Annotated in this window: 17 protein-coding genes and 2 pseudogenes; 6 read left to right on the top strand and 13 right to left on the bottom strand. The window is 43.7% G+C overall.

The genetic code is table 11. The annotated features are described in order from the left end of the window. Positions 1–25: 25 nt before the first annotated feature. The 7 genes and pseudogenes from MmiEs2_RS03005 to dph5 all read right to left on the bottom strand — a co-directional run bounded on the left by MmiEs2_RS03005 (position 26) and on the right by dph5 (position 5,663). A complete protein-coding gene (locus MmiEs2_RS03005) occupies positions 26–835 on the bottom strand; it encodes a PoNe immunity protein domain-containing protein (protein ID WP_316559956.1) in 810 nt (269 codons plus the stop codon). Positions 836–937: 102 nt separating this feature from the next. After that, complete coding sequence (amrS, locus tag MmiEs2_RS03000; RefSeq protein WP_316559955.1) at positions 938–2,014, bottom strand: AmmeMemoRadiSam system radical SAM enzyme; 1,077 nt, start codon at positions 2,012–2,014, stop codon at positions 938–940. An 83-nt stretch (positions 2,015–2,097) separates the two neighbouring features. Beyond that, a complete protein-coding gene (locus MmiEs2_RS02995) occupies positions 2,098–2,784 on the bottom strand; it encodes a diphthine--ammonia ligase (protein ID WP_316559954.1) in 687 nt (228 codons plus the stop codon). Positions 2,785–2,822: 38 nt separating this feature from the next. Beyond that, positions 2,823–3,746 (bottom strand): carbohydrate kinase family protein, encoded by a 924-nt coding sequence (locus MmiEs2_RS02990; protein ID WP_316559953.1) that lies wholly within the window; start codon positions 3,744–3,746, stop codon positions 2,823–2,825. A 303-nt stretch (positions 3,747–4,049) separates the two neighbouring features. Continuing rightward, positions 4,050–4,388, bottom strand: a pseudogene (locus MmiEs2_RS02985) (DUF555 domain-containing protein); the annotation flags it as partial. A 168-nt stretch (positions 4,389–4,556) separates the two neighbouring features. Beyond that, complete coding sequence (locus tag MmiEs2_RS02980) at positions 4,557–4,838, bottom strand: DUF357 domain-containing protein (RefSeq protein ID WP_316559952.1); 282 nt, start codon at positions 4,836–4,838, stop codon at positions 4,557–4,559. Positions 4,839–4,862: 24 nt separating this feature from the next. Then, the gene (gene dph5 / locus MmiEs2_RS02975; RefSeq protein WP_316559951.1) at positions 4,863–5,663 is read right to left on the bottom strand and encodes a diphthine synthase; all 801 of its coding nucleotides are present in this window, start codon (positions 5,661–5,663) and stop codon (positions 4,863–4,865) included. A 231-nt stretch (positions 5,664–5,894) separates the two neighbouring features. Here dph5 and MmiEs2_RS02970 point away from each other — a divergent pair, with 231 nt between their 5' ends. From MmiEs2_RS02970 to MmiEs2_RS02960, 3 genes are all read left to right on the top strand, one after another. After that, the gene (locus MmiEs2_RS02970) at positions 5,895–6,341 is read left to right on the top strand and encodes a Fur family transcriptional regulator (RefSeq protein WP_316559950.1); all 447 of its coding nucleotides are present in this window, start codon (positions 5,895–5,897) and stop codon (positions 6,339–6,341) included. 184 nt (positions 6,342–6,525) lie between these two features. Then, positions 6,526–7,044, top strand: a complete 519-nt coding sequence (gene rbr / locus MmiEs2_RS02965) for a rubrerythrin (RefSeq protein WP_316559949.1) — start codon at positions 6,526–6,528, stop codon at positions 7,042–7,044. A 228-nt stretch (positions 7,045–7,272) separates the two neighbouring features. Next, entirely contained in the window at positions 7,273–8,859 is a 1,587-nt protein-coding gene (locus MmiEs2_RS02960; protein ID WP_316559948.1) for an oleate hydratase, read from the top strand. 108 nt (positions 8,860–8,967) lie between these two features. Here MmiEs2_RS02960 and MmiEs2_RS02955 read toward each other — a convergent pair. From MmiEs2_RS02955 to MmiEs2_RS02935, 5 genes and pseudogenes are all read right to left on the bottom strand, one after another. Then, a pseudogene (locus MmiEs2_RS02955) lies at positions 8,968–9,653 on the bottom strand (IS1595 family transposase). Between the two features lie 57 nt (positions 9,654–9,710). Then, positions 9,711–11,012 carry a phenylacetate--CoA ligase family protein gene (locus MmiEs2_RS02950; RefSeq protein WP_316559947.1) on the bottom strand — a complete coding sequence of 434 codons (1,302 nt, stop codon included), beginning with the start codon at positions 11,010–11,012 and terminating at the stop codon, positions 9,711–9,713. Between the two features lie 234 nt (positions 11,013–11,246). Then, positions 11,247–12,230, bottom strand: a complete 984-nt coding sequence (locus tag MmiEs2_RS02945) for a mechanosensitive ion channel family protein (protein WP_316559946.1) — start codon at positions 12,228–12,230, stop codon at positions 11,247–11,249. Between the two features lie 167 nt (positions 12,231–12,397). Continuing rightward, on the bottom strand, positions 12,398–13,126 hold the full coding sequence (locus MmiEs2_RS02940) for a UPF0280 family protein (RefSeq protein WP_316559945.1): 729 nt from the start codon (positions 13,124–13,126) through the stop codon (positions 12,398–12,400). A 72-nt stretch (positions 13,127–13,198) separates the two neighbouring features. Then, complete coding sequence (locus tag MmiEs2_RS02935; RefSeq protein WP_316559944.1) at positions 13,199–14,359, bottom strand: LL-diaminopimelate aminotransferase; 1,161 nt, start codon at positions 14,357–14,359, stop codon at positions 13,199–13,201. Between the two features lie 265 nt (positions 14,360–14,624). Here MmiEs2_RS02935 and MmiEs2_RS02930 point away from each other — a divergent pair, with 265 nt between their 5' ends. The 3 genes from MmiEs2_RS02930 to MmiEs2_RS02920 all read left to right on the top strand — a co-directional run bounded on the left by MmiEs2_RS02930 (position 14,625) and on the right by MmiEs2_RS02920 (position 17,642). Then, positions 14,625–15,467 (top strand): methanogenesis marker 8 protein, encoded by an 843-nt coding sequence (locus tag MmiEs2_RS02930; RefSeq protein ID WP_316559943.1) that lies wholly within the window; start codon positions 14,625–14,627, stop codon positions 15,465–15,467. A 33-nt stretch (positions 15,468–15,500) separates the two neighbouring features. Then, positions 15,501–16,754, top strand: a complete 1,254-nt coding sequence (locus MmiEs2_RS02925; protein WP_316559942.1) for a geranylgeranyl reductase family protein — start codon at positions 15,501–15,503, stop codon at positions 16,752–16,754. A gap of 105 nt (positions 16,755–16,859) precedes the next feature. After that, positions 16,860–17,642: a hypothetical protein gene (locus MmiEs2_RS02920; RefSeq protein WP_316559941.1), complete on the top strand. Its 783-nt coding sequence runs from the start codon at positions 16,860–16,862 to the stop codon at positions 17,640–17,642. Between the two features lie 174 nt (positions 17,643–17,816). Here MmiEs2_RS02920 and MmiEs2_RS02915 read toward each other — a convergent pair whose 3' ends face one another. Next, positions 17,817–20,387, bottom strand: coding sequence for a heavy metal translocating P-type ATPase (locus MmiEs2_RS02915; RefSeq protein ID WP_316559940.1), 2,571 nt, complete (start codon positions 20,385–20,387; stop codon positions 17,817–17,819). Between the last annotated feature and the right edge of the window lie 199 nt (positions 20,388–20,586).

Genomic DNA, 20,586 nt, shown 5'->3' with positions numbered 1-20,586 from the left:
ATTATAAGAAAATCATCAAAATTATTTAAATCGCCGCGTCCGGAAAGTTTTTGGCGAAATCAACCAAGTCTTTGGGATAAATCAAATGATCCGCAAATGCGCTGTCATCCAAATCGTATAAATAAGCAATCGCTCCGGCTTCAAATGCCCAATAACCGTAATAACCGCCGGAACCGTCAGCCGCCTGTTCCAAATGACTGTCATAGAAAGCGGTTTGTTCCATTTCGGAATACCATTCTTTCAGATACAATTTCATATCTTCGATTTTTTCAGCCGCAGGCGTATCGGCCGTCACGTTCAGCAAATTAATGAATAAATCGTGATAACATTCCGATAAATACGGGCGATCCGGCAGATAGCGGCTCAGCAATTCTTCGACCAAAGCATCTTCGCCGTCCGGCTCACCGTCTTTAAACAGCGAATAAATATCGGCAATCCGATCTTCCCGCCGCAGCAGAATCGCAAATGAAATCAGCCGTATTACATCAAGATAATTTTCGAGATAGCCGAATAAAAACATCGGAAGTTCGGGTTCGTCCTGAAAGAGGCGGTCCTGTTTGATTGCTTCCAAATAAGCGTCTACGACTTCGTCAAATTGGTTCCGGAGATTTTCAATTGATTCACCGCCCGTGTACTGAAGCGTAAAAATCGTTGTCAGCAAAGTATTGGCATAAATTCTTGTCATGTCGGCCTTATTTTCAAGAGTCAGACTGTGATCCGTTTCCAAATCTTTTTTGTATCCGTTTAAAAAGGATTTGTCTCCCTGCAGTCTGGCCTTGTAATAGACTTCATCTAAGAATTGTTGTCTTCTTTTTTCATGAAAAGGCAGATTCATTGACTTGACCTCAATATTTACAAATTTATGATAATAAAAATGATAATAGAATATAATAGAAATTTAAAAGTGATAAAAATTGAATAATTTCAAATCGAATAATCAGAAATCAATATCCCCCGGACAAATGATCGGAATGCGGCAGCCGCAAACGGCACACAGAAATCCGTCGTCGTCTTTTTCAAGATCAATCGATTCGCCGAATGTGTAAACACGAGAAACTAATAACGCTTGACATTGCGGGCAAAATGTGTTTTGATATTCGGAAATCGTATTTCCGATATAAACATAATCAAGGCCGGCGTTCATGTAAACCGTTCTTAATTTTTCAAGAACGGAATCCGATGTTTTCATCACATTTTCCATCTGGTGGTGTGGGAAAAACGCATTTAAATGAACAGGCGTTTCGGCACCAATGTTTTGGACAATCCATGATGATGCGGATTCGGCTTCTTCGACCGTATCGTTTTGGCCGGGAATGACAAGCGTGACAATTTCGATATGAAGTCCGAGTTCTTTTGCTTTGAGAATGGAATTTAAAACCGGTTTTAAATGCGCCGCGCAGATGTCGGAATAAAAATCGTCTGAGAAGCTTTTCAAATCGACGCGGTAAGCGTCAACGTAAGGCGCAATCGTTTCCAATGCTTCGGGCGTCATGTAGCCGTTTGTTACCAAAATCACATAAAGGCCGTTTTCCTTTGCCGCGGCAGCCGTGTCGTAAATGAATTCAAACCAAACGGCGGGTTCATTGTAGGTAAAAGAAACGGATTTCGTATCCAGGAGAAGCGCACGCTGAACAACTTCATCGGGCGTGACGACTTCGCCGAATCGGCTGAGACCCGACTCGGTTGACATGGCATTATAAACGGATTCGCCGGGCATTGAAATTTTATGATTCTGGCAATGCCGGCAGCTGAAATTGCAGCCGAACGTGCCGAGCGAATAGGTTGTCGTTCCCGGCAGAAAATGAAAAAGCGGCTTCTTTTCAACAGGGTCGATTGCTTCCGATGACACGTAACCGTAATTCAAAGTGTAAAGCACGCCGCCGACGTTTTTTCGAACGCGGCAAAATCCGGTTTGATCGGGCGCAATCACACAGCGCCTCGCGCAAACGCCGCAGCGGACATCGCCGGACGGCAGCGTTTCAAACAACATCGCCTCTTTGAAACAGGAAACCATTTTTGACCCTCGGATTTCAATCATTATTTTCAATCATTATTATTAACATTTCAAATTAAATTTTGAAAAAAATTATCAGATTTTTATTCTTTTGAAATCAATTCCGCTTTTAAAATATCATAAAAACCGCGATTGCCATACCACCGAATTTCGGTTTGAACGGGATTAATTTTCTTTTTGAAAAAAGGCGCGTCAAGGACTGCGGTTTCAAATTCGCCGCCTTCGCCGGCGACGTGAACGTATTTCGTTTCATGAAGTTTGATTAAATCGGAAAGCGCCTGCCGGTCCAGCTGTCGGCCGAGCCAGCGCTCGTCAAGGCCGTCTGCTGCGACCGCCGCGAATCGGATGTCTGTTCCGGACTCAATCATTTCGGACAGAAGCGAAACGGGATCGGCTTTCCAGAGCGGCGCGAAAGCGGAAAGGTTGAGTGAATCGCAAATATTTTGAACGCGGCTGCGCTGGTATTCGGATTCGATTGCGCCGGAACAAACGCCTTCGGCGCGATATTTTGAAATCGCGATTGAAAACGCGTCTTTCATTTCGTTTAATTCTTCTTCTTTAACGCCTGACGTCGGCTGATAAATTAAAGGAATATCGGCGGCATTGGCGATGAATTTCACCAAATCCGTGTTGATTGAATGAAACATATAAGATTCTTTATTTTCGGGAACAAGGCAAATGAAACAAACAATTTCATGTCCGCTTTCAATCATTTTTTGAACTGCAAAAACCGAATCTTTGCCGCCTGAAACCAATGCCGCGATTTTCATAAAAATACCAAAATTTTCAAAGTAAATTATTTTTTCAATTATTCCAAATCCGAAATCGGAAAATGAGCGGCATAACGCGCTTTCATTTGGTCCCAGCTCGGAAGATTCGTTTGACAGCCGACTTTTTCAACGACAAAAGACGCGACGACGCTGCCAACTTGACAGCAAATTTTCGGCGCGTATCCTTTCAAATATGCCGTTAAAAATCCGGCTTTGTATGAATCGCCCGCGCCGGTCGGGTCAACCGACTTTGCCAAAACGGTTTTAATTTGTGTTTTGACGGAATTGACGCATTTGCCGTCAGCGATTTCATTTTCATAAAGAACGCTGCCGTCTTTATCACAAGTGACAATGATTAAACCAATCATGTTTTTGAGTTCGTCAAACGTTTTTTCCGAAACTTCCATAACACGCTTGATTTCATGACGGTTGGCGAATAAAATGTCGGTATTTTCCAAAATCGTATTCAACGGATCTTTTTTATAAGTCGCCAAATCCTGCCCCGGATCAAAAGAAACGAAATCAGCGGCTTGCGCCATTTTCGCGTTAAAATAACAGTCGGCCGTTACCATATGAACAAACGGAACGCGCGGCGGTTCCAATTCAGCCAATTTCGCGGCGGCGCCCCAATAAAAATAAGTCGTTTGGTTGGCGTGCGCGTCTGTGATGATAAACGCTTTTGAAAGCGATTGATCCGGAATGCAGTAGAGTTTTGAAAGATCCACGCCGAAATTTTTCAGTTGCTTATCATATCCTTTTTGAGAAAAATCGTTGCCGACGGGAGAAAGCAATTCAACCTCGCCGCCCAAACAAGCGATTGCCGCAGCCACGTTCGCCGCGCCGCCGCCGAAATATTCCTGACAATCCAAAACGGGAGATGAGGCGTTGGGCCCCGCCATTTCTTCAACAGATAACAAATAATCAATAGAAGTGTGACCGGTTACGGAAATTTTTTGACTCATAAACTCACCTGGAAAATAAGAAAGAAAAATTAAAAAATAATTACAGAAATATAAAATTAAAATGTATGAAAATATATAAAAATGACGGAATTATTCAAAATCCGCATCATTTTCGTTATTTTCATCGCGGTGAGGTTTCTCGAAACGCTCGCCTCTTTCGCGGCGGTCACCTCTGCCGTCGCCGTCTCTGTCACGGCGTTCCCCTCTGTCGCCCCTGTCACGGCGTTCACCGCGGTCGCCTCTGTCAGAACGCTCGCCTCTCTCGCGGCGGTCGCCGGCCGGTCTCGGCGGGCGGCTGTCTGAAACAAACTCGTCGGTTTCGACAACTTTTAACGGCACGTCCCGAAGTGCTTTTCCGATGACGGACGTCGCGATTCTTGAAGCATGTTCTTCGGATTCGGCTTCGTAAACTTTCATTTGGAAAAGCAAACCGACCAAAGCGGTGTCAGCAACAACGTAAACGCTCATCATCTCCTCATCGCAGCCGGCGCAGTTCATGGTGCCGACATCCACGCCGACAAACTCCAATTTCGGGTTTAATCTTTTACCGGCTTCGGAAATTGCAATTCCGATCGCGTCTTCACCGGTTGCAACATCTTTTACAAGCCAGGCTCCTTCCAAAAATACATTATAATTCGGCATCTTCATCGTCTCCACGAGTTAATCTCTATTAAACATCCGTCATTTCGGACAAATTCAATTCAATAATGAATGATTAGTATTAAAGTTAAATTGTTAAAAATTTTTGAATAAAATTGTTGTTAAATTGTAAGTCATATAATTGTAAATAAAATTTACAATTTGTTGTCATTAAATTGTAAACAAAACATCGTCGTCCACATCAAAAACACCGAGCTTCGCGCCCGCGTCCAGCCACGCGTGTCCGTAACTGAAAGACGCCAAAGCGTTGACATAATCCTCTTGTTTCAGAAAATGAAGGCCGTCTTTATGATAAGAGTCTGCCATCGTGCGATAATCTTCGGCAACGGCTCTCATATGAGACGCTTCAATCGAAGACGGAACGGCTTTTTCAAGGGCGGCGGCTAAAAGTTTTTCATAGCGCAATGTTTTTTCGTAAAGATCTGCCGGCATTTTGGATTCCTCTGGTTATAAATTTTACTCAAAATCTTCAAGCAAACGATTCGGAGCGCCTGCCAATTTGACGAGCGCTTCGGCTTCAATGAAATGAAGTTTTCCCGGAATGATTAAAATCTGAAGCGGTTCGCCCAAATCAAAAGCGTCAATGTTGTTTGCGAAATCCGCTTTCACCGAAACGGTGTCGGATCCGGCGCGCGCAATTCCGATCGCGATTTGGTATTCCATAATGCCTTCCTGTCTTTTTTCTTCGACTTCCAAAAGCAATGATAAAGCTTCCTGAACCGTCATGTAACCGTGTTCGCTGTTGATGTCTAAGAAAACAAGCGTGTGAAGTCCGTTTTCCAGATTGAATTTAATCGTGTCGTACGGGGTCTCCGTGACAACGCGGTTTCCGCGGCTGCTGACATACGGAAACGGGATGCTGACGGATTTTCCGAAACGATAATTTTGAAGCCCGGACAAACCGAAAACGGCGGAGGTGATTGAAGCGCCATGAATCAGGCGAGTTTCAATGCCCATGTCTTTCGCGCGGATTCTGAGATCGACGTGCGTTGTCGATGCCATTGTGTCACCGCCGGTCAAAAACACGACGTTTTGAGTTTTGGCGTTTTCCAGCCATTCCGGATTTTGTTCGACATCTTCGCGCATCAGGCGAATGATTTGTTTTCCGTAAAGCTCTTCCATCTTTTCGATTGTCGTTCCCATGAGATAAGAAGTATAAAATTCCAAATAAACGAGATCTGCCGCCTGAACAGCCTGAAGACCTTTGAGTGAAATATCTTGTTCGTCAAAAAGACCCAATCCGATGAAAGTAAGCATATCTGCATCAATTAACGGATGATATTTAATCGTTTTTAATCGTCGGGAAATGAAAAAAGTATAAATAGAATATGTGAGTTATTGAAAATAATTACCAATTAAGGATATTTTCTTAAAACAAAAACGAAAGAAAATAGCTTAATAGAAAAGATTGTAAACAAACTATAAATATTATATAAATTGATAATATAGCCAGGGGTATTATAATTATACAATTTGTGCAGGGAAAACATGATTAAAAGAAATACTGTTCAAAAAATGAAAATTATGGAATATTTAATGAATACCAAATCTCACCCGACGGCAGAAGCGGTTTATGCAGTTGTTTCAAAGGATATTCCGACAATCAGTTTGTCAACGGTTTACCGCAACTTAAATACGATGGCCGAAGACGGCGAAATTTTAAAATTCGAAGTCGGCAACGAAGCGCACTTCGATGCGGACATCAGCTTCCATCACCACGTTTACTGTAAAATCTGCAAAGGTGTTTTTGACCTTCACGACAGAGAAATTGCGGACTACATTAAAAACAACGCCAAGATTCCGAATTTTAAAATCGAAAGCACGAATTTAATTTTCGTCGGCAAATGCTGTGACTGCATTCCGCAGGAAGAAGTCGTGCAAAACACGCAGGCTGCGCCGGACGCGGCACCCGAAATATACGGCGGATTAAATTAAATCCGCTTTTATCTTTTATGAAAATCAAAGCAAACGAAGAGCTTTGCGTTTACAGTTATAACCCATATCAAAATATAAATATAATTAAAACAATAAAACAAAAACAATAAAAATAGAGGTTATTAAAACCGCTACTTATACAAAATTTCAAAAAACATTTTAAAAATATTAAAGGTGGATTAAAATGACAAGAACAGAAGAGAATTTAAAAGCAGCCTTTATCGGCGAGAGTCAGGCACGAAACAAATACGATTATTTCGCGAAAGTCGCAAAATCCGAAGGTCATCCGTTTATCGCAAAAGTCTTTGAAGAGACGGCGCTCAATGAAATGCAGCACGCAAAAGATGAGTTTAAAAAGCTCAACGGCATCGGCGACACGGCGGCGAACTTAAAAACCGCAATGGACGGCGAAGAATATGAAACAACGACAATGTATCCCGAATTCGCGGACATTGCCGATGAAGAAGGTCTTCCGGAAATTGCCAGAATGTTCCGCCAGATTGCAAAAGTCGAAGAACACCACAGACAGCGCTACGAAAAACTTTTGGAACAGCTTCAAAACGGAACGCTTTACAAAAGAGACGAGCCGATTCACTGGAAATGCATGAAATGCGGCTACGTTCACTACGGCACAGAACCGCCGGCAAAATGCCCGTCCTGCCAGCACCCGCCGGAATACTTCGAACCCGAAGATATTTTCTGATTTTTAAAACAAAGCCGGATTTATCCGGCTTTTTTTATTTATGATTTTTACAAATTTTAATTTTTATAATTTTAATTCATATTACCGAATTCGTTTTTTAATTGTTTAACCGTATAATTGAGTATTTTAAAATACATATATATAAAATAAAATCAATAATTTAAAGACTATAAAAGAAACGAAATCAAAATTTTCATCGTTTCTCATAAAAAATCAGGTCGTTAAATTATGGTTAAAGAAAAACTCAGCGGACAAGCTTATTTTATCGGCGGCGGCATCGCCTCTTTGGCAGGCGCCGTTTATTTGATTCGTGATTTCGGTTTCAAAGGTAAAAATATTCACATCATGGAAACGCTTAACATCCTCGGCGGCAGCAACGACGGCATCGGAACGCCTGAAAAAGGGTTTGTTTGCCGCGGCGGCCGTATGTTAAACGAAGAAACGTATGAAAACTTTTGGGATTTATTTCAATCAATTCCTTCATTGGAACAGCCCGGAATTTCCGTCACGGAAGAAATCTTGGATTTCGATCATGAACATCCGACGCACGCAAACGCGCGCTTAGTTGACAAAAACGGCTACGTTTTAGACGTCATGTCGATGGGATTTGACAGCAATGACCGCAAGAAATTAACAAAATTGATGATTGAACCGGAGAAAAACTTGGACAATTTAAGAATCCGCGATTGGTTTTCGCCGCATTTCTTTACGACGAATTTCTGGTACATGTGGCAGACGACTTTCGCGTTTCAGGAATGGTCAAGCGTTTGCGAGCTGAAGCGTTACATGAACAGAATGATTTATGAATTTTCCAGAATCCAAACGCTTGAAGGCGTGACTCGAACGCGTTTCAATCAATATGATTCGCTGATTCTGCCGCTGAAAAAGTATTTGGAAGAGCATGATGTTGATTTTGATTTGAAATGCACTGTAACAGATATTGATTTTAAAGACGGCGATGAAATCGCGGTTTCAAAAATTCATTACAAGCGCGGCAATAAAAGCGGCACGATCAGCCTGAAAAAGAAAGACATGTGTTTCTTGACATGCGGCTGCATTACGGACAATTCCGATGAAGGCGATTTCAAAACACCGGCGCGCTATCTTCCCGAAAACCCGCCGTCGGCTGATCTTTGGAGAAAAATTGCCGCCAAAAGAAGCGAATTCGGAAATCCCGAACCGTTTTTCGGGCATCCCGATGAAACGAAATGGGAATCCTTTACCGTTACTTCAAACGGCGACAAGCTTTTGAAAATGATTGAAAAGTTTTCCAGAAATATTGCCGGAAGCGGCGCTTTGATGACTTTTAAAGATTCGGCGTGGCGCATGTCAATTGTGGTTGCCGCGCAGCCGCATTTTAAAAATCAGCCGGAAAATCAAACAATCTTTTGGGGCTACGGCCTTTACACCGATCGTTTCGGCGATTTCGTGAAAAAACCGATGATTGACTGCACCGGCGAGGAAATTTTAACGGAACTTTTGCATCACCTTCATTTTGAAGAAGAAATTGATGACATTATGAAAGATGTCGTGAATGTGATTCCGTGTATGATGCCTTACATTGACGCGCTTTTCCAGTGCCGCGCCAAAGCGGACAGGCCGAAAGTCGTTCCCGCAAATTCCAAAAATTTCGCGCTCATCGGTCAATTTGTCGAAATTCCGAAAGACATGGTTTTTACGGAAGAATATTCCGTCAGAACCGCGCGTTACGCCGTTTACAAGCTGACGGGGTCAAATAAAAAAGTCTTGCCGGTTACACCTTACAATAAGCAGCCCGAAGTTTTGCTTCGCGCGCTGAACACGATGTACCGCTGAAAAACAAAAACAAAAAAAAAAAAAAAAAAAAAAAAAATAAAAAAATGTAAATCCGTGCTTTTGCGCGGATTTTCTTTTTTAATAAAACGACAAATAAAAAATAAAGGGTCAAGATAAGAATAGAGGATTTTCTCTCAAGATTTTTAGGATTTTTTGATATAAATCTTCATTCCTATAATTGTACCTAAACTCACATTCCTTTAAATGAAGGTAAAAATACTTTTTATGAACTCCACGATGTTTACTCATCCTGGATTTTGAATAGCCCCAGAATCCTTCAATCCCATTAATATGACTTTTCCCATTTACAAACTCATTTTTACCATGGTTTACTCGATAGTGTTTATCATAACCAACATCTACCAATCCATCATATCCATGCCAATTATCAGAATAAATAACACTATCAAGATCAACTTTCCCTCGGATAATTGATTGTAAAGTTGATTTAGAACAATCCGGAACGATTTCAGTATAGACTTTCCATTCCTTTTTCTCATCCCAAAAACAATTGTTTTGCTGCCTGCGCCGCGTCCCCGCTTTCCTTTTACACGCCTCGGGCCGAAATAGGATTCATCAACTTCAATTTCTCCTTGAAAAGGGGATTCTGCTTCGCAGAATCCGGCAATCCGCTCGCGGATTGCCATGAGGTATCTGTTGATCGTAATACGGCTTACACCTGTAATTTGGGATATTTGAGTTGCATCTAAATCCAGAACAAAAAGTTTCACAATTTGTCTAAATTTAGCTTCAGAAATTTTAGAACGAAAAATGTATTTATTTTTCAATTGCATAGTCATGATTTTAACACCAAATTATTTGGTTGTTCTTATCATGACCCAAAATAAAAATCAGAGCGGCGCTCTGTTATCAATCACTCTTTTCGCTTTGCCGCCCGTTCTTTCAATGCTGCCGAATTCGAGCAAATCGACGCCGGTTCGAATGGAAAGGACGTTCATTAATTCATTGACAACGCGCTGCTGAATTTTTTCGAGTTTGATTAAATCGTCGGTGAACGCGTCTTTTTCGAGTTCGACTTGAACCGTCATTTCATCTAAATTTTTGGCGTTTCGGGTCAAAATGATTTGGAATTGATTCGTCACTTCCGGAATTTTGGAAATCACGTCTTGAACCTGTGTCGGGAAAACGTTGATGCCGCGAACGATAATCATGTCATCGGCGCGCCCGATCATGCGCGACACGCGCGTTGAGCAGCGGCCGCATTCGCATTCGGGCTCAAGCAATCTTGTGATGTCGCCGGTGCGGTAGCGGATGTTGATTAATCCTTCTTTCGTGAGCGATGTGAGAACGAGTTCTCCTTTTTCACCCTCGGAGACTTGGTCGCCGTTTTCATCTAAAACTTCCACCAAAAAGTGATCGTCCCAGATGTGCATGCCGTCTTGACAGGGGCATTCAAAAGCGATTCCCGGGCCGAACATTTCGGAAAGACCGTAGGAGTCGTAAGCTTTGATTTCAAGCATGTCTTCGATTGTTTTCCTCATATTTTCCGACCAGGGTTCCGCGCCCAAGCAGCCGGTTTTGAGTTTGAGTTTGCCGACAAGATTGTTGTCAACGGCGGTTTCCGCGAGGTAAAGCGCGTACGACGGCGTGCAGTGAAGCGCGGTGACGCCGAAATCAACCATCATTTCAAGCTGGCGGAGGGTGTTTCCGGTACCGGCCGGAATGGCGGTTGCGCCGAGTGTTTCAATGCCATTGTGAATGCCGAGGCCGCCTGTAAAGAGGCCGTAGTTGACGGAATTTTGGAAAATATCTTTGTGAGACAAGCCGACCATCGTGAAATTGCGGGCCAAAAGGTTGCCCCAGTTTTCAATATCGCTTCTCGTGTAGCCGACGACTTTGGGTTTTCCGGTCGTTCCCGATGACGAATGAATACGGATGATGTCGTCCATCGGAACGGCGAACATGCCGAACGGATAATTGTCGGTAAAATCGGTTCGAAGCGTGTGCGGCAATTTGGAAACGTCGGAAAGCGAACGAATGTCTTCGGGTTTGATGCCGGCATCATCGAATTTGCGTTTGTAAAACGGAACGTTTCTGTAAACCGTTTTCACAGACTTTTTCAAACGCTTAAATTGGAGCGCTTCCATCTCCTTTCGATTCATCGTTTCAATTTTTGGGTCCCAAAATTTCATAATGACACTTGCTTTTGTTTTTAATAAATGATTAAAAGATAATTTAAATTTTGATAAAATGTATTCACAGAATAACCGTGATAATGACTGTCATGATATATAAAGTCACGGATGAAAATTGCGCCGCAGCACGCTGCGCGCGTGAGCGGTGTAAGTTTTAAAAATGATTTGAAAAAGAAGAGCGATTTTAATAAAAAACGAAAATAAAAAAGAAATAAATGAATTGAAACGGTTTCAAACAACCGTTTCATCATTCAAATTCCCATTCACGTCGCTTTTTTCGGCGGCGTTCGCGTCGGTTAATTGAACGCCGAGCGGCGCGCCGGTTGACAAAACATATTGAGGAAGCGGAATTGAAACATTCGGCTCGCTATCAAATCTCTTTTTGATGTTTTCGCGAATCGCGTATTCGGCGGAATAAGCGTTGTCGCGGTCGTTCACCCAGAAATCCAATAAAATATTAACACCGAAACTTGCCAAATCCGAGACGCGCGCGCGGACATCTTCGCTTGTTCCTGGCTTTTGGCGCGCCAAAACTTCCTTTGACAAAACATACGAATTTTTGCGCGCCTCTTCAATCATAATCGCGCGCGCACGGTCGATGTCTGACTCGTAGGAAATCTGAATCGTAAAAGACCAGCGCACAACCGTGTCGTCGTAAGTCCAATTGATAACGGTTTCTTTATTCAGGACAGAATTCGGAATCAGAATAATTCGGTCGTCGCTTGTTTTAATCGTCGTCTGCCGCAGATTAATGTCCGTGACGCGGCCGTAATTGCTGCCGACCGTAATCAAATCCCCGATGCGGAAAGGCTGGAAAAAGACAAGCGCGATTCCGGAAATAAGGTTTCCGAACGAATCCTGCGCCGCAATACCGAAAATGATACCCAGGACGCCGACGCTTGCCAAAATCGCCGTTGATAATTTTTGAAGCGGCGGAATCGTATAGAAAATCAAAACCAAACCGATCAAATAAACCAAACCGATGATGACGTGACGCAACATCACGAATTTCGTCGGTCCCACGCGCATCCTTTTTTGAAGGCGGGCCGAATATTTGGTAATTTTTTTATCTATGAATTGAGCGACAATGAATGTTAATATAAAAATAATCAAAGCAAAAACAATCTCAGGAAGATATTCGACAAAATTTTCAATCATCGCTTCCACATTGTCGTGAAATCTTTCCCACAAATTTAAATCAATCAAAAACGCCATAATTTCACCGCGTAAAAACTCTAAAATTGTTATAAATGAAATATTATACAATTGAAATATTACAAGGTTTTTATAAATATTTAACTTACAAAAAATGAAAACGCCAAAAAAGAATGATAAAAACAAAAGTAAAATTAAAAAAATAAAAATAAAAATAAAAAAAAGAATCAGCCTTTCGTGATAATATCGTAATCCACGTCGGCTTTCACAATTTTCGGAATCTTGCCGGCCATTCCGATATTTTCGCCCTGAATCAAAACCGCGCCGTCGATTCCGAAAATATTTGAAACCGCCGGCAGCGCTTTTTCAATATTTTCCGCGCCGCCTTCTTTAAGCGCGTTTCCGAGCGCCGTCGCCGCCGAATCGGCAAGCGAAACGTTCTTTGAAAAAACAATTGCGGCATCGGCTTTTCCGAAACTGATCGAAGGGCCGACCGTTCCCGATGATGTACAAATGCCGAGAATCTCATCGGAAGGCTCGATTGAAAAGCCCAAATTTTGAACCGCGCTGTTTCCCGCGTAAACGCCGACGACCGCCGGCCGATTTTCCGTATTGTAAATCGCGATGTCGCCGCCGTTATCGACGAGTGCAAAAGACGCGCCGCATTCTTTCATTTTCAAAACCGCGGCTTCGGCAATCGTTCCGGCAACCGCGCTCATCGGGCCGATGCCAAAAGTATTGCCGGCTTCAATCATTTTTTGAATTAAAGACGGCGCGGTTTCATCAAACTCATAAGCCTCAAGCGTCATTTCAAAAAAAGGATTTACGCCGATATAATTTTCAATAACCAAGCGGCTCTTGAGAATCTCCGCCTTCGCGATTTCAATGAAATCGGCCTTGTCCGCCAAAATCGTTACAATCGTCTGTTTAAACCGAAAAACTTCTTTTTGATGCATTTTTTGTCACAGATCTGAAAAATAAAAAAAGAAAGAATCGGAAGCTTCCGATTCATACGAAATGAATTAAAATTAAATTTTGATTTTATCCATTCGAGCAACCGCTTCGTTGATGCGGTCAACTTCCTTGGTGAGCGCGAAGCGGACATAGCCCTCGCCTGCGCTGCCGAAGCCGACACCGGGCGTTGCGACGATGCCTGCGTCTTCGAGTAAGAGCTTGGCAAAGTCCATCGAGTTCGTGCCTTCCGGAACCGGACACCAAAGGTAAAACGTCGCTTTCTGCGGCTTGACTTCCAAACCGATGGAAGCAAGACCTTTGACAAGAACATCGCGTCTTTCCTGATAGACTTTGTTCATGTCGGAAACGCACTGCTGAGAAGAGGTGAGCGCCGTAATTCCCGCGCGCTGAACCGCGTCAAAGACGCCGGAGTCGATGTTTGCCTTCACCTTGCCGAAGCCTGCAATCATCTCTTTGCTGCCGACGGCAAACGCAAGGCGCCAGCCGGTCATGTTGTAGGTTTTGGACATGGAATAAAGTTCGATGCCGAGATCTTCCGCGCCGTCAACTTCCAAAAAGCTCGGCGCTTTGTAATCGTCATAAACCATTTCGGAATACGCGTTGTCGTGAACAACCAAGATATCGTTTTCTTTGGCGAATTCAACGGTTTCTTCAAAGAATTTTTTGTCGGCAACCGCGCCCGTCGGATTGTTCGGGTAATTGATAAACATCATTTTCGTCTTGGCAAGAACGTCTTTCGGAATGGCTTCGTAATCCGGCAGGAAATCGTTTTCTGCGCGAAGCGGCATGTCGTAGGGAATTCCGCCGGCAAATTTCGTGCCGATTTCGTAAACCGGATAAGCCGGATTCGGGCAAAGAACAACGTCTCCCGGATTGACAAACGCGAGCGGAACGTGGGCGACGCCTTCTTTTGAGCCGATCAAAGACAAGACTTGCGTTTTCGGATCAAAGTCAAGGCCGCGAGATTCTTTGCACCATTTGGCGGCCGCCTCTCGAAACGCAAGCATGCCGGTGTAAGACGGATACTGATGGTTGGACGGATCCTGAACGGCTGCAACCATGGAGTCAACGATGTGTTTCGGTGTCGGTCTGTCGGGGTCTCCGACGCCTAAGTCAATCACGTCAACGCCTTTTTGAATCAAAGCTTGTTTGGATTCGTCAATCGAAGCAAAAAGATACGGCGGAAGGGTTTCAATTCGTTCTGCATATTTCATAATATCACGGATTAAAATTAAATCAATTTTTATAAATGTTTTATAAATTTCAAATAAATAATGAATAAATTTTATTTTCATTGGGGGTACGAGATTCAATATTTAATATTTTGCGCCTTGTTTTTGAAAACTTCGCCGCCGAATCCGCCGCGAAAATAAAATCAAAAGCCGACGAAACATTTTTAAAATGATAAATGGTTTGTTCTTTAAGGATTATCTGTTAATATCACGTTTTTTATTTATTTTTGAGCGGAGAGGTAAAATTATGCGTCATGTTATGGAAATGGTCGGAAACGCGCGCGTCGTCGTTGAAAACGGAAAAGTTGTCGAAGTATCGGAGCCCGAAATCAAATGGTGCTCCCTTTTTGAAAAAGCGCGCGGCATCAAAGAAATCACGCCCGAGAAAATCAAGGAAAACATGGAATTCCGCATTGAAAAATTCGGTCTTTTCACGCCGAACCGTCTCTTAGATGATTTTGAAGATTTCGTCGGCTTCGGCGCGTCCGAGACGATGATGTCCGGCCTTGAGCACGGCATCATTGACGCGTCCGTCAGCGTTTGTGACGGCGCGGGAACCGTCATTACCGCCAATCCGTCTTTGGTTCAGGGCATGGGCGCGAGAATGTCAGGTCTTGTCGAAACGTCGCCGATTCCCGAAACGATTCAAAAAATCAAAGATCGGGACGGCATGGTTTTAGATGAAAAAACCGCCGTCATCGATTCACTCGCCGGCGCGAAAAAGGCGGCCGAACTCGGTTATCAAAAAATCGCCGTGACAACGACGAATGCCAAAACTGCGGCCGCGATTCGAAATTTTGAAAAAGAAACGGACGGCGCGTCTTTTGTCATCATCGGCGTTCACACAACCGGCCTTTCCGGAGAAGATTCCAAAACAATGGCGGAAAACGCGGACATCATTACGCTTTGCGCGTCTCGCTGCCTGCGCGATGTCACGCCGCTGCTCCAGGTCGGCACGTCCGTCCCGCTCATCGCGCTCACGCAAGCCGGCAAAGAACTGCTTTTGGAACGCGCGAAATACGTGAACGCTTCTCTTTTGGTCAACACGATGCCGCTTCCGTATCTTCCCGAGCAGAAACAGCCGAGATAAAACGAAACGAAAAATCAAAAACGGAGAATTAAATTGATTTCCGAAACCGAAATTTATGATTTGATTATCGTCGGCGGCGGCCCGACCGGATCGACCGCCGCACGATACGCGAAACTTTACGGCATCGACCGTGTTTTGGTCATCGAGGAAAACGCGAGCATCGGAACGCCCGTTCAATGCGCCGGCCTTCTCAGCGCTGCCGCGATTCGGGAAACCGGCATGGAAGAGGAAATCAAAACAAGCGCCGCTTTTGTTTTAAATTCCGTAAAAGGCGCGAAAGTGTATCCGCCGTCCGGAAAACAATTAAAAATCGTCGGCAAGGAAACGAAAGCTTATGTCGTTTCAAGAAAAATGTTTGACCGAAGGCTTGCGGAAATTGCGGCAAACGCCGGCGCAAAATATTTGTTAAAAGCGCAAGTTGTCGGTTTAACGGACGGTGTTTTTGCAGATGACAGCGGCGATGTGAAAGTCAAAGCGCTTGAAGTGATTCACAGCGGCGAAATTCAAACGTATTATGCCAAAATTGTGATTGCGGCCGACGGCGTCAGAAGTCGGACAGCGAGTTTTGCCGGGCTTGCGCCGTGTGAAAAAATTTTATCGGGCATTCAAATTGAAGCGAATTACCGTTCGGAAGACACTGATTTTGTTGAAATGTTCGTCGGCCGGGAAGCGCCGGGATTTTTCGCGTGGTCGATTCCGGTTTCAGAAAATATTTCAAGAATTGGTTTGGCGGTTGATCCGAAATTGATTGAAAAACCGGCTTACGATTATTTAATTCATCTTTTAACGAATCCCGTGATTTCTGAAAAAATAAAAACCGGCCAAACCGATTTTGTTGTCGGCGGCATTCCGATCGGTCCGATGAAAAAAACTTACGCGAACGGACTGATGGTTACAGGCGATGCGGCCGGCCAATGCAAACCTGTCTCCGGCGGCGGCATTTACACGGGCGCGGTGGCGGCGAAAATCGCGGCGAAAGTCGCAGCGGAAGCAATTGCCGAAAACGATTTTTCCGAGAAGAAAATGGCGGAATATGAAAAACGCTGGAAAAAAGAACTCGGCCGCGAATTTGAAATCGGAATGCGGGTTCATAATTATAGAATGAAGCTGACCGATGAAGAAATGAACAAAATTTTCAATGAAATGAATGATCCCGAAATTCTGAATTTGATTACCGAATACGGCGACATGGATCATCCTTCCGTTTTGATTCAAAAACTGATGCTTTCGAAGCATTCGCTGAAAATGGCAAAATTATTCGGCACTTTTTTAAAAACGCTCTTATGATGAAAATCGAAAACGGATTCATTCAAAAAGAATCATTTTTTGAAAAAAACCGGAAATCGGAAGAAGTTATATATACAATAATATAATAGTAGTTTTTGAATCAATATGAGAAAATGTTTATACTATTTGTTTTTCGCAATTTTATTGGGCGCTTCTGTCTTTATGCTTCCCGGCAGTTTGGAAAATGCCGAGCAGAATGACCCGCGCGTTTACGCCAGAACAACTTGTTATGAAAACAACGGCGACATTCTTTGCCGTATTTCATATACGATTGACAACGGCGATTATGAAGCGGATAAAGCAAACGTGACAAGCGACATTATCGGCAGCGATATTAAAATCAATCTTCCGCTTAAAGAAAAAGAAGAAAACTCCGATTCTTCGACATCATCCGGCACGGTTGTCATCAATATCGGTTCGGAAGAATTGTTTGAAAAAGAAATCATGTACACCTTTTTTGAAAACGAAACAAAAATCGGATCCTTTATTTTTGAAGACGGCGAATTGTCTTGTTACACTTCGGCTCGCGTCGACGGCATTGAATTGATTTCAGACGGGGAGCAAATAAAAGCCGCCGTCCAAGTTTCGACCGGTGTCGGACCCGTTTATTCTGTTGACGCTCAAAACGTGACAATTTCAAACAGCTTGAATGAAAGCGGTTTGTACACGATTTCGCTTCCCGAAAAAGAAAAATTTACAAAAGATTCCGAAGCGATTCCGTTCATGTCCGTCATTTCCGTCTATACTTTTGAAATCGCAAACGCCGGCGATTTAAAAAACGGAGAATACACCGTCAAAATCAATGACAAAGAAACGTCGTTCACGATTAAAAACAGCGGCGTTTCAAACATGAATAATGTCGGATATGTTTGGATTTCCGATGATTAATCAAATCCTTTTTTGTTTTGAATCTACACTTTTTAAAAACAGATGAATATTTATTCAATTTGTTTTGTTTAATTAGTTAGGATTTATAACACCGGAGAATATTGAGCTGTTGATGCGAATTTGAACTCTGAATTTTAAAAAACGAATCTTAGAAAAATAAATGAGACTTGAGATTTATTTCAATCTCAAAAGTCTCATTGAATTCAAAACGGCAAGCAGCGTGACGCCGACATCGGCGAAAACCGCTTCCCACATGGTCGCGATTCCGAAAACGCCGAGAATCATGAAAACGGCTTTGATGCCGAGCGCGAAAATGATGTTTTGATAAACAATCGACTTCGTCTTTTTCGCGATGTCAAACGCGTCGGCGAGCTGAATCGGATCGCCGGTCATGAGAACCACATCTGCCGCCTCAACCGCCGCGTCGGAACCGACACCACCGACGGCAATGCCGATGTCCGCGCGCGTGAGAACGGGCGCGTCATTGATACCGTCGCCGACAAAAGCGACTTTGGATTTCGGATTCACCGATTTCGTTTCCGCTTCAATCTTTTCAAGCGCTTCGACTTTTTGATGCGGCAGCTGTTCTGTATAAACATCGTCGAGTCCGAGGTCGGCGGCAAACGCGCGGCCGACTTTATCGGTATCGCCTGTTACCATCACCGTTTTTTCAACACCGGACTTTTTCAAGCGCGCCAGCGCATCCTTGCTGTCCGGTTTTATCTTATCGGAAATCGAGATACGGCCTTCGAAAATGCCGTCAACGGCGACATAAATGTGCGTTTCGACATCAGATCCCGCCTCCGGCAAATCGGAAACGGAAACGTTTTCCTGCGCCATCAATTTCAAGTTTCCGATTGCAATTGTTTTGCCTTCAAAAACAGCTTTGATGCCGAGTCCCGGATATTCCGTGTGTTCCGAAACGTTTGAAACAACGCCGCCGGATTTTTCAGCTGCTTTGACAATCGAATGCGCGATTGGATGATTTGAATAAGATTCGGCGGCGGCGCTGAGTGTCATCAGTTCGTCATCGGAAAGCGTCGAGCCGGTCGACCTGTCAATTCGAACAACATCAAAAACGCCTTCTGAAAGCGTCCCGGTTTTGTCAAACACGACGGTTTTGACTTGCGTCAAACCTTCTAAATAGTTGCTGCCTTTGACAAGAATGCCTTTCTTGGAAGCGGCGCCGATGCCGCCGAAATAGCTGAGCGGAACGGAAATCACAAGCGCGCAAGGACAGGAAATCACAAGGAAAACCAAGCCGCGGTAAATCCAATCTTCAAACGTCGCGCCAGGAAGAACAAGCGGCGGAATGACGGCAATCAAAACGGCGGCCAGTGTCACGAGCGGCGTATAATATCTGGAAAAGCGTGTGATGAATTTCTCGGTCGGCGCCTTCTTAGACGCCGCATTTTCAACCAAATCCAAAATCTTGGAAACCGTAGATTCTTCAAACAATTGATCGACGCGGATTGTCAAGGTTCCGTTTTTGTTAATGCTGCCGGAAAGAATGGCATCGCCTTCGCGAACGGTTCGCGGAACGGACTCACCCGTCAGCGCGGACGTGTCAAGCATGGACGCGCCTGACAAAATCGTTCCGTCGAGCGGGATTTTTTCGCCGGGTTTGACAAGAATAGCATCGCCGATTTCAATGTCGTAAGGCGAAACCGTTTCATATCCGCCGCTGCCTGAATCGGTGATTTTGTGCGCGTAATCGGGGCGGATGTCCATCATGTCGTAAATGGATTTGCGGGAACGGTTGACGGCCATTTCCTGGAAAAGTTCGCCGACTTGATAGAAAAGCATCACGGCGACGGCTTCCGTATATTCGCCGAGCGCAAACGCGCCAAGCGTTGCAATCGTCATCAGGAAATTTTCATCGAAAAACTCGCGGCGAAGGATGCCGCGAACAGCTTTGTAAACAACGTCGCCGCCGATAATCAGATAAGCGATGATGAAAACGATGTATTCGACCGGCGTTCCGTGAATGATTTCAAGATTTGAAAGAAGCGGCAGAGTCGTATCGTGAGAAACATGAATCAAAATGCCGAGCAAATAAACAAGCGCGCCGATGATAATTCGAGCAGCTCTTTTTTTGTCAATGAATTGAAATGCGGAAAATCTGCTGTTTTTACCGGAATTTTTTGTATCGGATTTCTCGGATTTCGTTTCGAACTTCGTTTCACATTTCATTTCCGGATCGGATTCACACGATTCGGATTCGGACACCGCGCCGGTTTCACAGCAGGCGTCCCGGCATGTTTTGACGGTTTCAAATTCGGTTCGTTTGTTTTTTTCCAAAACCTCGACATGAGATTCAATGGAATGAACGATTTTTTCGATTTCGGGCAAAAGATCGACGCTGTTGTCTTTGAATCGAACCGTCAGCGTCGCGGTCGCGAAATTAACCGAAGCTTCCGAAACGCCTTCCGATTTGCCGACGGCCGTTTCAATTTTTGCGGCGCAGTTGGCGCAGCCGAGACCTTTTAAGAGGTATTCTTTGGGCGGACTTCGGCGTTTTATTTTTTCGGAAACCGTAACATCCGATTCGATTGAGTGAACGGTTTTTTCGATTTTCGGCAAAATGTCGCCGGCATACTCTTCTTTAAGATTGACAATGAGCGTCTCCGTCGCAAAATTGACTGTCGCTTCCGAAACGCCGTCCAATTTACCGACGGCGATTTCAATTTTTGCGGCGCAGTTGGCGCAGTCCAATCCTTTCAATAAATATTCTTTTTGAATCATTTGAACACCAAAATAAAACGGTGTGAAAAATTGTACCTATTTTTCATAAATTTATTAACTTTTGATTTAAAAGTATTACGAAATCTTAATCAAAATTCATAGAATATAAATATTTGCCAACAGAGTAACACGAATTTAAAATAAAAATAACAATAAAACAATACAAAATGAACCAAAAAATAACAAGCCGTTTAAAAAA

Source organism: Methanimicrococcus stummii, from assembly GCF_032594435.1.
GTDB classification, from domain to species: domain Archaea; phylum Halobacteriota; class Methanosarcinia; order Methanosarcinales; family Methanosarcinaceae; genus Methanimicrococcus; species Methanimicrococcus stummii.
Note: the sequence above shows the minus strand (reverse complement) of the source record. Positions and strands in the feature narration are given on the sequence as shown.

Excerpts from the sequence above, each read along its gene's own strand:
- MmiEs2_RS02970 (WP_316559950.1), top strand. The coding sequence starts at position 5,895 with ATGATTAAAAGAAATACTGTTCAAAAAATGAAAATTATGGAATATTTA.
- MmiEs2_RS02935 (WP_316559944.1), bottom strand. The coding sequence starts at position 14,359 with ATGAAATATGCAGAACGAATTGAAACCCTTCCGCCGTATCTTTTTGCT.
- amrS (WP_316559955.1), bottom strand. The coding sequence starts at position 2,014 with ATGGTTTCCTGTTTCAAAGAGGCGATGTTGTTTGAAACGCTGCCGTCC.
- MmiEs2_RS02920 (WP_316559941.1), top strand. The coding sequence starts at position 16,860 with ATGAGAAAATGTTTATACTATTTGTTTTTCGCAATTTTATTGGGCGCT.
- rbr (WP_316559949.1), top strand. The coding sequence starts at position 6,526 with ATGACAAGAACAGAAGAGAATTTAAAAGCAGCCTTTATCGGCGAGAGT.
- MmiEs2_RS02940 (WP_316559945.1), bottom strand. The coding sequence starts at position 13,126 with ATGCATCAAAAAGAAGTTTTTCGGTTTAAACAGACGATTGTAACGATT.
- MmiEs2_RS02950 (WP_316559947.1), bottom strand. The coding sequence starts at position 11,012 with ATGAAATTTTGGGACCCAAAAATTGAAACGATGAATCGAAAGGAGATG.
- MmiEs2_RS02995 (WP_316559954.1), bottom strand. The coding sequence starts at position 2,784 with ATGAAAATCGCGGCATTGGTTTCAGGCGGCAAAGATTCGGTTTTTGCA.
- MmiEs2_RS02930 (WP_316559943.1), top strand. The coding sequence starts at position 14,625 with ATGCGTCATGTTATGGAAATGGTCGGAAACGCGCGCGTCGTCGTTGAA.
- MmiEs2_RS02945 (WP_316559946.1), bottom strand. The coding sequence starts at position 12,230 with ATGGCGTTTTTGATTGATTTAAATTTGTGGGAAAGATTTCACGACAAT.
- MmiEs2_RS03005 (WP_316559956.1), bottom strand. The coding sequence starts at position 835 with ATGAATCTGCCTTTTCATGAAAAAAGAAGACAACAATTCTTAGATGAA.
- MmiEs2_RS02915 (WP_316559940.1), bottom strand. The coding sequence starts at position 20,387 with ATGATTCAAAAAGAATATTTATTGAAAGGATTGGACTGCGCCAACTGC.
- MmiEs2_RS02960 (WP_316559948.1), top strand. The coding sequence starts at position 7,273 with ATGGTTAAAGAAAAACTCAGCGGACAAGCTTATTTTATCGGCGGCGGC.
- dph5 (WP_316559951.1), bottom strand. The coding sequence starts at position 5,663 with ATGCTTACTTTCATCGGATTGGGTCTTTTTGACGAACAAGATATTTCA.
- MmiEs2_RS02980 (WP_316559952.1), bottom strand. The coding sequence starts at position 4,838 with ATGCCGGCAGATCTTTACGAAAAAACATTGCGCTATGAAAAACTTTTA.
- MmiEs2_RS02990 (WP_316559953.1), bottom strand. The coding sequence starts at position 3,746 with ATGAGTCAAAAAATTTCCGTAACCGGTCACACTTCTATTGATTATTTG.